This is a genomic window from Azospirillum canadense, from assembly GCF_025961225.1.
Taxonomy (GTDB): Bacteria; Pseudomonadota; Alphaproteobacteria; order Azospirillales; family Azospirillaceae; genus Azospirillum; species Azospirillum canadense.
In genome coordinates this window covers 77,837-90,212 of the sequence record NZ_JAOQNG010000004.1, presented here as the reverse complement: position 1 = coordinate 90,212, position 12,376 = coordinate 77,837, and the positions used below count along the sequence as shown (strand labels likewise).

Here is a 12,376-nt window from a genome sequence, read left to right as displayed (position 1 = left end):
GATGCCTTCCGTTTGGTGCGAGTGGTGCGAGACCTCCTTCAGTGCCTTGGGGCGCGGCGGTCAAAACTTTGCGACGTCGAGCACCGCCTGGGCGAAGGCCTGCGGTGCCTCCTGCGGCAGGTTGTGGCCGATGCCGCCGGTGATCAGCCGGTGCTCGTAGCGGCCGGTGAACTTCTTGGCGTAGACGGCGGGATCCGGGTGCGGGGCGCCGTTCGCGTCGCCTTCCATGGTGATCGTCGGCACTGCGATCGTCGGAAGGGTGGCGAGCGTCTTTTCCAGCGCGTCGTACTGCGGCTCCCCCTCCGCCAGGCCGAGGCGCCAGCGGTAGTTGTGGATCGAGATCGCGACATGGTCGGGATTGTCGAAGGCGGGGGCCGACCGTGCGAAGGTCGCGTCGTCGAAGGCCCATTTCGGCGAGGCCAGCTCCCAGATCAGGCGGACGAAGTCGCGCGTGTATTTGGCGTAGCCGTCCCGGCCGCGGTCGGTCGCGAAGTAATACTGATACCACCACTGCAACTCGGCCTTGGGCGGCAGCGGCATCCGGTTCAGCTCCTGGCTGCCGATGAGGTAGCCGCTCACCGAAACCATGGCCTTGCAGCGCTCCGGCCAGAGCGCGGCCATGATGTTGGCGGTGCGGGCGCCCCAGTCGTAGCCGGCGACGACCGCCTTGTCGATTTTCAGGGCGTCCATCAGGGCGATGGCGTCGGCGGCGATGGCCGCCTGCTGGCTGTTCCGGCGCGTGTCGTCCGACAGAAACCGCGTCGTGCCGTAGCCCCGCAGGTAGGGAATGATGACCCGGTAGCCCGCCGCCGCGAGGATGGGGGCCACCTCCACATAGCTGTGGATGTCGTAGGGCCAGCCGTGCAGCAGGAGCACCGGCGGGCCGTCGGCGGGGCCATCCTCGGCGTAGCCGACGTTCAGCGGGCCGGCGTTCACCTGTTTCAGTGGCTTGAAGGTTGTTGCCCCGCCACCCGCCGCCGGGCGGGGCGGCGCCGTTTCCGCCGACCAGGCCGGGGCGGCCGTCACGCCGAATCCGGCCGCCGCGACGCCCAGGGCTGCCGTGCCCAGGGCTGCCGTGCTCATGAACCGGCGCCGTCCCCGGTCCACGCTGTCCGTGACGGTTTTTCCCGCAACGCTGTTCTCTGCCATCGATCCCTCCATGACTGCATCAACCACACCCACAGACTCCGATGCCGATGTATCTCCACCATGTTCGGGCGGCGGAGATTTGAAAGCCTCTGTATCGGCGGGCCGCCCGGATACAGTGGGATACAATGTCTCCTCGGTGGCGCGCCGCGTCGCTTCTCCCAATGGGGGTTATGCGCTTTGCGCCGGGGACGGGGTGAGGTCCAGGCGCCGGCCGACCCCCAGGTTGGCGAGGAACGCCTCGTCGTGGCTTACCAGCAGGAGCGCGCCGTCGTAGGACGCCAGTCCCGCCTCCACGGCCTCGATCGACTCCACGTCCAGATGATTGGTCGGCTCGTCGAGGAGGAGCAGTGACGGCGGCTGCGGCCCGCCCAGGGCGCAGGCGAGCCCGGCGCGCAGCGTCTGCCCGCCGCTCAGCGTGCCGACCCGCTGAAGCGCGGCGTCCGCCCGGAACAGGAAGCGGGCGAGGGTGGCCCGGCAGGCGTTCTCGCTCGCACCGGGATTGAGGCGCAGGAAATTGTCGAGAATGGACTCCACGGGGTCGAGGATGCCCACGCGCTGGTCGAGCATGGCGAAACCCACGGCGACGGACACCGTGCCCCGGATGGGCGGGATCCGGCCGGCGATCAGGTTCAGCAGCGTCGTTTTGCCCGACCCGTTCGGCCCGACGATAGCAATGCGCTCCGGTCCGACCATGGTCAGGGACAAGTCGCGAATGACCGGGCGGGCGACGTCGTGTCCAGCGGTGACGCCGTCCAGCCGGAGCACCGTCCGGTTTGTCGGGAGCCCGGTTGGCGGCAGCGCCACCGACAGATCCTGGAGGATTTCGAGGCGGGACCGCGCGGCCTCCACCGCCGCCCCGGCCTCCGCCCTCTGCCGACCGGCCAGCTTGGCGGCATCGCCACGGCTGGCCTCGGCGCGGCTCTTCCGGCCGCCCAGCAGGATGCGGGGCAGGTCGCCGCGGTCGCCCTTGCGCGCCCCGGCGGCGTCGCGGCGGTCCTTGCGCTCCGCCGCGCGTTGCGCCCTGCGGTCGACCTCCGCCGCTGTCTTCTCCGCGTGAGCCAAGTCCTGCTGCGCCGCCGACAGTTCGGCCGCCTTGCGCTCCCGGTAATGGGTCCAGTTGCCCCCGAAGCGCGCCGCCCCCAGCGAGGTCAACTCGACGATGGCGTCCATCCGGTCGAGCAGTGCGCGGTCGTGGCTGACCACGATGGCGCCGGCGCGCCAGCCCGCGAGCAGCGCCGTCACCGCCTCCCGCCCATCCCGGTCGAGGTTGTTCGTCGGCTCGTCGAGCAGCAGGACGTCCGGCTCGGTGAAGACCGCCGCGGCGAGGCTGGCGCGTGTCCGCTGGCCGCCGGACAGCGCCGCCAGCCGCGTGTCCGGCCGGGCGTCCAGCCCGACGCGCCCCAGCGCGGCCGCGATGCGTTCCTCCAGCGTCCAGTCGGCCCCGGCCAGCTCGTCGGCATCGGCAAGGCCGGCCTCGGCGCGGCGCAGGGTGGCGAGTGCGGCGGTCGCGCCGAACAGGTCGGCCACCGTGTCCCGCTCCCCTGGTTGCACCACCTGCTTCAGGACACCGAGGGTGCCGTTCACCGAAACGCTGCCGGAGAGCGGACGAAGCTCCCCGGCAATCAGCTTCAGCAGAGTGGTCTTGCCGGTCCCGTTGCGCCCGACCAGCCCCGTACGCTCCCGCCCGAAGGCGAGGTCGAGATCGGACAGGACGCGGCGGCTGTCGGGCGCCGACCAGGAGAGCCGGGTCAGGGTGATGGACGCCATGCCTGGGGACCCCATTGAAACGTGAATATCAGCACGGTATCGTGCTGATATCAGAGGCCGGCGAAAAACGCAACGGCACCGTGCCGTTTTCGACCGTTCCGCTTTCGAAAGGAGCATGCATGGAAGCCGCCGCACGCAAGCCGGGGGGACGGCCGACCCGCGAACAGGCCGCGGCCATCGATGCGCAGGTCCTGGACGGCGCGCGCTCCGTCTTCTGCCGGAAGGGCGTCGCGAACAGTTCGGTGGAGGAGATCGCCCTGGAACTGGGCGTGTCGAAGCATACGGTCTACCGCCGCTACCCCAACAAGGCGGCCCTGCTCGACGCCGTGGTCGCGCGGGATATCGGCCGCTTCCGCCAATCTCTGTCCTCGGCCGCCGCCGAGGCGGAGGGGCCGCTGGAGGCGTTGCGGCGCGCTGCGCTGCGCTATGTCGAGATCGGGTCGTCACGCGACTACGCGGCCTTCTACCTGTCGGTCAGCGCGGAAGCGGCCCTGTCGCCCGCGCTGCGCGCACGGCTGGCGGCTTGGTCGGGGGAGGCGCTGGCGCCCCTGGTCGAGGCCACCGCGGCGGCGCAGGCGGCGGGCGCGCTCCACCTCGGCGACCCGGCCGGGGTTTGCGGGGTCCTCGTGGACCTGCTGGAAGGCGTCAACAACCGCATTCGGCTCGGCGACGGGCCCCTGGGCGAAGACCCGTCGCCCTTCCAGCGGCTGTTCGACGAACGCTGGGCGGTCTTCACCGCGGCCCTGGGGAGGGGACATTAAGGAGCCCAGAAAATCTCCAAAGGAACGCGGTCCTGGCGCAGGACGGACCGGACCGGCATGGCCTCCACCGGGCCCTCGCCTTCCGCCAGTTCCAGCGTGCGGCGCTTCGAATCGCCGGTGATCAGCAGCAGAAGGCGCTGCGTGTCGAGCAGCGTCGGCAGGGTCAGTGTCATGCGTGGCTGGGGGATGCCCGGGGCGCGGATCGCCTGGACCGTACGGCCCTCCACCGGGGACAACGCCGCGGCGAGGTTGGCCGCGCCGGGGAAGAAGGAGGCCGTGTGGCCGTCGTCCCCCATGCCGAGAAGTACCGCGTCGAAGGGCCGGGACAGGGCGCGGATGCGGGCGTCGCAGGCGTCCTCTCCGGCCTCCGGCGTGTCGGCGCCGGTGTAGAGGCCGACGAAGCGCGCCGCGGCGGCCGGGCCGACCAGCAGGGACCGGCGGACCAGCGCCTCGTTGCTGTCGGGGTCGTCGGGCGGCACCCAGCGCTCGTCGGCCAGCGTGACGGTGACGGCGGCCCAGTCCAGCGGCAGGTCGGACATCTGGCGGAACAGCGCCTCCGGCGTCCGCCCGCCGGAGACGACCAGGGTCGCGGAGCCGCGGGCGGCGATGGCCCCGCGCAGGCGGGCGGCGAGGCTGGCGGCCAGCGCCTCGACCAGCGCGTCCGCGCTGGCGAAGCTGCGGCGGCCGTCCTGCGGGGCGTCGGGGTCGAAGAAACCGTCCAGGCTCATTGCCCGCCCCCGACGTCCTCGTGCCAAGTGCGGCCGTCGCGCTCGATCATCGCGATGGCGGTGGACGGGCCCCAGGTGCCGGCGATGTAGGGCTTCGGCGGCTCCCCGCGCGTCTGCCAAGCCTCCAGGATGGATTCGGTCCAGACCCAGGCGGCCTCCACCTCGTCGCGGCGCATGAACAGGGTCGGGTCGCCGCGCACCACGTCACCGAGCAGCCGGACATAGGCGTCGGACACCGGGTGTTTGAAGGTCTCCGCGAAGCTGAGGTTCAGCGGCACCTCGCGCAGGCGCATGCCGCCGGGGCCGGGTTCCTTCGCCATCAGGTGCAGGCGCACCGCCTCGTCGGGCTGCAGGCGCAGGACCAGCCGGTTGGCGGCCAACTCGCCGGAGGTCGGGGGGAAGATCGAATAGGGGACCGGCTTGAACTGGATGACGATCTCCGACACCTTCTGCTGCAACCGCTTGCCGGTGCGCAGGTAGAAGGGCACGCCGGTCCAGCGCCAGTTCTGCACGTCCACCCGCAGCGCGACGAAGGTCTCCGTCCCGCTGTCCGGGGCGATGCCGGACTCCTCCAGGTAACCGCGGACCGCGGCGCCGTCGACCGCCCCGGCGCGGTACTGGCCGCGCACCGTGCAGGCGGGCACCTGGTCGCGGCCGATCGGCTTCAGCGCGCGCAGCACCTTCAGCTTCTCGTCGCGCACGGAATCCTTGTCGAGGTGCAGCGGCGGCTCCATGGCGACGAGGCAAAGGAGCTGGAGCAGGTGGTTCTGCACCATGTCGCGCAGCGCGCCGCTGTGGTCGTAATAGCCGCCGCGGCTTTCCACCCCGATGGTCTCGGCCACCGTGATCTGCACATGGTCAATGGAGGTGCTGTTCCACAGCGGCTGGAACAGGACGTTGGCGAAGCGCAACGCCATCAGGTTCTGCACCGTCTCCTTGCCGACGTAATGGTCGATGCGGAAGATCTGGTGCTCGGAAAAGACGGCGCCGACCCGCTCGTTGATGCAGCGGGCGGAATAGAGGTCGTGGCCGATCGGCTTTTCCAGCACGACGCGGCTCTGCTCCGTCACAAGGCCGGCGGCCTGGAGGCGCTCGCAGATCGGGCCGAACAGGTCGGGCGCGGTGGCGAGGTAGAACATGCGGACGCGGTCGGGCGCCGCGCCCAACGTTTCCGCCAGCTCCGGCCAGCCGGACTCGCCGGTGGCGTCGATGGCTGCGTGGTGAAGGCGGCCGGAGAAGCGGTCCCACACGGCCGGGTCGAACTCGTCCGGCTTCATGTGGCGGCGCATGCCTTCCTCGGCCATGGCGACGTAGCGGTCGTCGCTCATCGCCTGGCGCGAGACGCCGATGATGCGGTCCTCCGGCGGCAGCTGTTCGCCGCGGTCGCGCTGGAACAGCGAGGGCAGGAGCTTGCGCATCGCCAAATCCCCGGTTCCGCCGAACACGACGTAATCGCATGGCGTCAAGGGCCGGTTCAGTGGGGGCATCGGTGCACCTCTGCGAAATAAGACGACCATTCCTTCCGGACCGGATGCCCGGACGGTCGAACGGGCAAATGGTGCGGCGGCGGTTCGCCGGAAAGTCCCATTCGGGCAAAGCCCGGCGGGCCGGCCGCTTGCGGCGACACCGGATCCCCGCGTTTCCTCCGCTTTTTGCCCGTGGCTTGTCTTGAACGAACGTCAGGTGGGGGCGATGGATCCAGGAGGGACCGGTCAGCCGGACAGTCCGTCCTCCAGCAGCAGGCCGAGATCCTGTGCTGCCGGGGAGGCGCCCGCGCGCACCCGTATGGAGAAGTTCGCCTCCCCCATGTCCGGAAGCATCTCCGGCAGGGCGAGGTCGGGCGGGGCGACGGCGATGCCGGGGCCGCACCAGCGGGCGGTGCGCAGGGTCACCGCGACGCCGGCCGCCACGGCGGACTTCAGGCCGGACAGGCTCTGGCTGGTCGCTGCGATGCGGTAGTCACGGCCGGCTCGCTCAAGCGCGCTGAGCGCCGCATCCCGGAAGCCGCAGGGTGGGTCGAGCAGGGCGAGCGGAAGCTCCTCCTCCCGGTGCACCAGACCGTTGGATGCCGCGAGCCAGACCATGGGTTCGCGCAGGACGGCGACCTCGTCGGGGAAGGGCTTCAGGCGCATGGTGATCAGCACGTCGATCTCCCCGCCCTCGAAAGCCTGCGCCAGCTCGACCGAGCGGCCGACGCGCAGGTTCAGCCGCAGCCGCGGGTGGGTTTGCGCGAACAGGCGGAGCAGCGGGGCGAGCCCCTGGTCGGCGAAGTCCTGCGTGGTGGCGAGCGTCAACCGGCCCTCCGCACGGCCACCTTTCAGGCTGAGCAGAGCCGCCCGGTGGACCTCCAGAATGCGGCGGGCGTGGCCGGCCAGCTCCTGCCCCGTTGTGGTCAGCGCGCGCCCACGGCCGGAGGGCTGGAACAGCGGTTCCCCGATCATCTCCTCCAGCCGCTGCATCTGCGTGGTGACCGCCGACGGCGACCGTCCGACGATGGCCGCCGCCCGGCCGAGCGAGCCGCTGTCCACGAAGGCGAGGAAGGTGCGCAGGAGGTCGGGGTCGAGATGCTGCATTCTTCGATTATACCGAAGTTTTCCTTCGGAGAAATTCGATTTTTTCGGATCATTGGCGCGGGCATGGTTGGGGCAACGAAACCCAGGAGGGGAAAACTCCCATGCCTATCATCACCGTATCCGTCACCGGCAAGCCCGACCCGGCCCTGTCCGCCCGCATCGCGGCGGAGGTGACCGGCCTGACGCAGCAGCACCTGCGCAAGGACCCGACCGTCACCGCGGTTGCCGTGCAGTACGTCGATCCCGTTCACTGGTTCGCCGGCGGCCGATCGCTGGCCGAGCAGGGGATGAACAGCTTCTGGCTCGACATCAAGGTGGTGGACGGCACCAACACCAAGACGGAGATGGCCGCCTACCTGGAGGCGATCTTCGCCGCCTTCGCCCGAATTCTTGGCGATGTCCACAAGGAAAGCTACGTGCTCGTCCACGAGGTGCCGGCGTCGGCCTACGGGTACGGCGGGGTGACGCAGGAGTTCCGCTTCATCGACCAGCGGTTGACGCGGACGGCCGCTTGAGGCGGTGGGGTCGGTTTATCGGACGAAGCGCTCAAAAAGCCCCTCTCCCCACAAGGGAGAGGGGCTTTTGTTCTTTAAATCAGCGGTTTATGCCACCGCCGGATCAGGTTAGCGCTCGATTTCCTTGTTCCAGCGCTGGTTCCACTCCGGGCGCTTCTCGTTGATGACGTCCCAGTCCACCAGGACGGCGTTCTTCATGTAGCCCTGGAAGGTCTCGATCAGCTTGGCCGTCTCGGCGGTCGGCTTGACCGTGGTGTTGGACGGGATCTGGCTGCCGAACTCCAGCGCCTTGGCCTGGGCCTCGGCACCCAGCAGGAAGGCAGCCAGCTTCTGCGACAGGTCGGGCTCGCTGTTGTTGGCGACGACGCATTCGGCGACCATCAGCACGGCGGAACCTTCCTTGGGCTGGGCGTATTCCACCGGGATGCCCTTCTCCTTCAGGGCGCCGACGGCGGTCGGGGTCAGCGGGAACATGGCCGCCTCGCCGGTCTGCACCATCTCCGAGATCTTGGCGGAGCTGGGGATGTATTCCAGCACGTTCTGGCCGATGGTGCCGCGCCACGCCTTGAAGCCCGGCTCGACGTTCGCCTCGGTGCCGCCCTGGATGCGGTTGAACATCAGGAAGGCGTGCAGGCCGAAGCTGCTGCTGGCGGCCGACTGCACGACGACCTTGCCCTTGACCTTGGGGTCGGCCAAGTCCATCCAGCTGGTCGGCGCGGCCCAGCCCTTCTCCTGGTACATCTTGGTGTTATAGGCGAGGCCGGTCATGCCCATGTTGACGCCGACCGCCATGTCGCCCTTCAGGCGCGACGTCGGGTAGACCTCGTCCAGCACCGGGGAGGCGGCGGTCTTCTGGCACAGGCCCATGCCCATGGCACGGTACATCAGCCCGTCGTCCAGGAAGACGACGTGCATCTGCGGGTTGTCCTTCTGCGCCTGGAGCTTGGCCAGGATGTCGGACGACGTGCCCGGGACCACCACGACCTTGGCGCCGGTCGCCTTCTCGAAGGCGGGGAAGACGTGCTCGGTGTAGGTCTTCTCCATCGTGCCGCCGTTCATGCCGATGTAGAGCGTCTTGCTCTGCGCGGCGGCCGCACCGGCGAACCCGGCGACGAGCGCGGTGGAGAGAAGGGCGGCGCGGAGCGTGCTGGCTTTGGACATGACGTGAACCTCCTTATCGTTGTTTGAACTTCAGTGACCGGCGGGGGCCGCGACGCTGAGCGCCGGATCCGCCTTGGCGAAGCGGGTGATGGAGAAGGTGTCGAGAGGGGCGCTGCTGTGGCCGTCGCGGACCAGCTCGGCCAGCGCCTCGCCCACCGCCGGGCCGATCTGGAAGCCGGCGCCGGAGAAGCCGAAGGCGTGGAACAGGCCGGGCGTCGTGGCGCTGGGGCCGATGATCGGGTTGCGGTCGGGGGTGTAGCCCTCCACGCCCGTCCAGGTGCGGATGACGTGGGCGTGGCGAAGCTGCGGGAACAGGTCCACCGCCTCGCCCATCAGCGTCAGCACGGCGTTGCGCGCCGGGCGGGCGCGGTCGGCGTCCAGGGCGAAGCCGCGCCCACCGCCGACCACCACGTTGCCGCGCTCCACCTGCCGGCCGTAGACGCCGCCGCCCTCCACCCCGATGTTGACGTCGAGGAAGCGCGGCAGCGGCTCCGTCACCGCCATGCAGGGATGGGCGGAGGAAAGCGGCACCGGTTCGCCGAAGCTCTCGGCCAGCCGGCCCGACCAGGCGCCGGAGCAGTTCAGGAGGATGCGCGAGCGGACTTCCAGCGCGTCACCGCCCACAGAGGTGCAGCGCAGGAGGAAGCCGTTCCCCGTGCGCTCCACATGATCGACGGCCGTCTGCTCCCGCACGACGGCGCCGGCTTTGGCCGCGGCGCGGGCGAAGGCGGGGGAGACGAGGCGGGGGTTGGCGTGCCCGTCCTCCGGGCAGAGGGAGCCGCCGACGGCGCGGTCGCCCAGCGCCGGGTAGCGCGCGCGGAAGGCCTCCCCCGCGATGATCTCCAGCCCCAGCCCGAAGGTCTCGACCTTCTTGTTGTAGGCGACCAGGGAGGCGAGGTCGGCCTCGTTGCGCGCCAGCTTCAGGTGGCCGGAGCGCACATACTCCCCGTCGATGCCAACCAATTCCGGCAGGCGGCCCCAGATGGCGTGGGAGCGCTGGGAGAGCGGCAACTGTTCCGGCGGGCGGCCCTGGCGGCGCACGCCGCCGTAATTCACGCCGCTGGCCTTGGCGCCGCACCAGTCGCGCTCCAGCAGGGCGACCTTGAAGCCCATGCGGGTCAGGAACAGCGCGGCCGACCCGCCGACGATGCCGCCGCCGACGATGGCGACGTCGGCTTCAAGACGTTCCATTTCAAAACGGGCCGTCACGACGCTTTCTCCTCATCGAGGATGCCGGCGGAGAAGGGCAGCGGCTTCACCGGGGGCTGGCTGCGTAGGCGGCCCACCGCGTCCGGGCCGGTGCCCAGCGCCTGGGCCAGCAGCTCCGCCGACGCGGCGCCGCACATGCGGCCCTGGCAGCGGCCCATGCCGACGCGGGTCAGTGCCTTCAGGCGGTTGATCTCAGCCGCCTCGCCGTCGCGCGCGGCCTTGCGCAGGGTGCCGGCGCTGACCTCCTCGCAGCGGCAGACCGGCGTGTCGTCGGGAACGGACGCCGCCCAGTCCGCGGGGAAGGGAAAGGCGTCGGTCAGCGCCCGGCGGAAGCGGGCGGAGGCGGCGAGCTTCTGCTCCAGAAGCGTGGCGCGGGCGGAATCGACGGGCCGGCCGAGGTCTTCCAGCAAGGCCAGCGCCGCGCGCTCTCCCGCCATCTCCGCGGCGTCCGCACCGGCGATGCCGGCGCCGTCGCCCGCCACATAGACCCCGGCGACGGAGGTGCGGCCGGCGGCGCTGCGCTCCGGCACCCAGGCGCGATCCATGGCGTCGAAGCGGAATCGGCAGCCGGCGAGGTCGGCGAGCTGCGTTTCCGGACGCAGGCCGAGCCCGAAGGCGACGGCGTCGCAGACCGTGCGCTGCTCCGCGCCGTTGCGGCGCCAGACCAGCGCCTCGACCCGGCCGTCGCCCTCGACCCGAACCGGGCGAACGCCGCTGTGCACCGGCACGCCGTGGGCGCGCAGCCAGCCGACGTAGTAGACGCCCTTGGCAAAGGTCCCCGGGTCGCGCAGCATGCCCGGCACGGCCCGCGCATGGTCGGCGAAGCCGGAGGTGTCGAGCACGCCGGCCACGGTCGCCCCGGCCTTGGCGTACTGGTAGGCGACGAGGTAGAGCAGCGGCCCGGTGCCGAGGAACAGCACGCGGGAGCCCACCGCGCAGCCCTGGAACTTCAGCGCCACCTGCGACCCGCCCAGCGTGAAGACGCCGGGCGTCGTCCAGCCGGGGAAGGGCAGCACGCGATCGGTGGCGCCGGGCGCCAGGATCAGGTGGGAGAAGGGCACCGTCTCCGACCGGCCGCCCTTCAATCCATCGTTGGGGGTGACGTCGAGTGCACCGGATTCGATGTTCCAGACCAACGAGCGCGGGCGGTAGTCCACCGCAGGCAGGATGCCGGCCATGGCGCGGTGCAGGGCGTCCGCCTTGCCGGCTTCGAAGCCGTAGAGCGCGCGCTTGGGGCGATGGAATCCCTCCGGCGGCTGTCGGTAGATTTGGCCGCCCCAGCGGGCCGCCTCATCGATCACCAGCGGGCGCAGGCCGGCGGCGACCAGAGTCTCCGCCGTGCGCACCCCGGCCGGGCCGGCGCCGACGATGATGGGGGGATGAACCGGGGTGTCCGTCATGGTTGGGCTCCGGTGACGACGTGCATGCCGGGCTCGATGAAATTGGAGCAGGCGCGCAGGCGGCGGCCGTCCTCCAGCCGGACCCAGCAGTCCTGGCAGGCGCCCATCAGGCAGAAGCCGGCGCGGGGCTGGCCGCTGAACTCCGACCGGCGCAGCTGTTCGCCGTTGGTCAGCAGGGCGGTCAGGATGGTGTCGCCCTCCAGGGCCTCGCAGGGGCGCCCGTCGAGGACGAAGGGCACCGCGCGCCGGCTCTTCTCGGCGACACGCTGAAGAAGGGGCATGGGAGTTTCAGTCTCCGCTTCTTGAGGCCGGCTACTTTTGGCCGACCAGGATCCGGTCGAGGCCGTACACGCGATCGAGCAGCAGGGCCGCCGTCGCGGTGATGCCGATGATCAGCGCCGAGACGGCGGCCATCATCGGGTCGATGGATTCGGTGGCGTACATGTACATCCGCACCGGCAGCGTCACCGTGGACGGCGAGGTGATGAAGATGGACATGGTCAGCTCGTCGAAGCTGTTGATGAAGGCCAGCAGCCAGCCGCCGGTGACGCCGGGCAGGATCATCGGCAGGGTGACGCGGCGGAACACCGTGGCCTCGCTGGCGCCGAGCGAATAGGCCGCCTGCTCCACGCTGCGGTCGAAGCCGCTGATGGCGGCCAGCAGAAGGCGCATCACATAGGGCGTCACGATCACCACGTGGGCCGCGACCAGCCAGCCGAAGCTGCCCGTGGCACCCACCACCGCGAACAGGCGCAGCATGGCCACACCCAGCACGAGGTGCGGGATGATCAGCGGCGACAGGAACAGCGCGTTCAGGAAGCCGCGGCCGGGAAACTCCCACCGCCCGATGGCGAGTGCGGCGGGCACCGCCGCGCCGACCGAGATGCTGGCGGCCAGGACGGCCAGCCACAGGCTGTTCCAGAAGGACTGCATGAAGTCCGGGTGGGCGAAGATCGCCTGGAACCAGCGCAGCGAGAGGCCCTTCGTCGGCAGGCTCAGCGTGTTTTCCGGCGTGAAGGCGACCAGGCACACGATGACCAGCGGCGCCAGCATGAACACCACGACCAGCGAGTGGAAGAGGATGGCGAGCGGACCGTTCTTCGTCATGGCGCC

The 12,376-nt window shown here is 70.4% G+C and carries 12 protein-coding genes and 1 pseudogene; 2 read left to right on the top strand and 11 right to left on the bottom strand.

Going from position 1 to position 12,376, the window contains the following annotated elements:
• Nucleotides 1-60 precede the first annotated feature (60 nt).
• The 3 genes and pseudogenes from M2351_RS21925 to M2351_RS45215 form a co-directional block, all read right to left on the bottom strand.
• A complete protein-coding gene (locus M2351_RS21925) occupies nt 61-1,083 on the bottom strand; it encodes an alpha/beta fold hydrolase (RefSeq protein WP_264658183.1) in 1,023 nt (340 codons plus the stop codon).
• A 234-nt stretch (nt 1,084-1,317) separates the two neighbouring features.
• Nucleotides 1,318-2,319 (bottom strand): ATP-binding cassette domain-containing protein, encoded by a 1,002-nt coding sequence (locus tag M2351_RS45220; RefSeq protein ID WP_406567431.1) that lies wholly within the window; start codon nt 2,317-2,319, stop codon nt 1,318-1,320.
• Nucleotides 2,320-2,430: 111 nt separating this feature from the next.
• A pseudogene (locus M2351_RS45215) lies at nt 2,431-2,916 on the bottom strand (ATP-binding cassette domain-containing protein); the annotation flags it as partial.
• Between the two features lie 119 nt (nt 2,917-3,035).
• On the opposite strand from M2351_RS45215, the gene M2351_RS21915 reads away from it, so the two are divergent.
• The gene (locus M2351_RS21915; protein WP_264658181.1) at nt 3,036-3,677 is read left to right on the top strand and encodes a TetR/AcrR family transcriptional regulator; all 642 of its coding nucleotides are present in this window, start codon (nt 3,036-3,038) and stop codon (nt 3,675-3,677) included.
• Here M2351_RS21915 and pgl read toward each other — a convergent pair.
• From pgl to M2351_RS21900, 3 genes are all read right to left on the bottom strand, one after another.
• Nucleotides 3,674-4,405, bottom strand: a complete 732-nt coding sequence (gene pgl, locus M2351_RS21910) for a 6-phosphogluconolactonase (RefSeq protein WP_264658180.1) — start codon at nt 4,403-4,405, stop codon at nt 3,674-3,676. The two genes, M2351_RS21915 and pgl, sit on opposite strands and share 4 nt — an antisense overlap.
• Nucleotides 4,402-5,892 carry a glucose-6-phosphate dehydrogenase gene (gene zwf, locus M2351_RS21905; protein WP_264658179.1) on the bottom strand — a complete coding sequence of 497 codons (1,491 nt, stop codon included), beginning with the start codon at nt 5,890-5,892 and terminating at the stop codon, nt 4,402-4,404. Before zwf ends, pgl begins: the two co-directional genes overlap by 4 nt.
• 225 nt (nt 5,893-6,117) lie before the next feature.
• Nucleotides 6,118-6,978 carry a LysR substrate-binding domain-containing protein gene (locus M2351_RS21900; protein WP_264658178.1) on the bottom strand — a complete coding sequence of 287 codons (861 nt, stop codon included), beginning with the start codon at nt 6,976-6,978 and terminating at the stop codon, nt 6,118-6,120.
• 101 nt (nt 6,979-7,079) lie between these two features.
• On the opposite strand from M2351_RS21900, the gene M2351_RS21895 reads away from it, so the two are divergent.
• The gene (locus tag M2351_RS21895; RefSeq protein WP_264658177.1) at nt 7,080-7,493 is read left to right on the top strand and encodes a tautomerase family protein; all 414 of its coding nucleotides are present in this window, start codon (nt 7,080-7,082) and stop codon (nt 7,491-7,493) included.
• Between the two features lie 108 nt (nt 7,494-7,601).
• Here the strand turns inward: M2351_RS21895 and M2351_RS21890 are convergent, their stop codons facing one another.
• From M2351_RS21890 to M2351_RS21870, 5 genes are read right to left on the bottom strand one after another with little or no spacing between them, the layout of a single operon-like run.
• Nucleotides 7,602-8,654 carry an ABC transporter substrate-binding protein gene (locus M2351_RS21890; RefSeq protein WP_264658176.1) on the bottom strand — a complete coding sequence of 351 codons (1,053 nt, stop codon included), beginning with the start codon at nt 8,652-8,654 and terminating at the stop codon, nt 7,602-7,604.
• A 30-nt stretch (nt 8,655-8,684) separates the two neighbouring features.
• A complete protein-coding gene (locus tag M2351_RS21885) occupies nt 8,685-9,863 on the bottom strand; it encodes an NAD(P)/FAD-dependent oxidoreductase (RefSeq protein WP_319801911.1) in 1,179 nt (392 codons plus the stop codon).
• Nucleotides 9,860-11,263 (bottom strand): FAD/NAD(P)-dependent oxidoreductase, encoded by a 1,404-nt coding sequence (locus M2351_RS21880; RefSeq protein WP_264658175.1) that lies wholly within the window; start codon nt 11,261-11,263, stop codon nt 9,860-9,862. The genes M2351_RS21885 and M2351_RS21880 overlap by 4 nt, the downstream gene beginning before the upstream one ends.
• Nucleotides 11,260-11,544: a (2Fe-2S)-binding protein gene (locus tag M2351_RS21875; protein WP_264658174.1), complete on the bottom strand. Its 285-nt coding sequence runs from the start codon at nt 11,542-11,544 to the stop codon at nt 11,260-11,262. The genes M2351_RS21880 and M2351_RS21875 overlap by 4 nt, the downstream gene beginning before the upstream one ends.
• 31 nt (nt 11,545-11,575) lie before the next feature.
• Nucleotides 11,576-12,370: an ABC transporter permease gene (locus M2351_RS21870; RefSeq protein ID WP_264658173.1), complete on the bottom strand. Its 795-nt coding sequence runs from the start codon at nt 12,368-12,370 to the stop codon at nt 11,576-11,578.
• Nucleotides 12,371-12,376 lie beyond the last annotated feature (6 nt).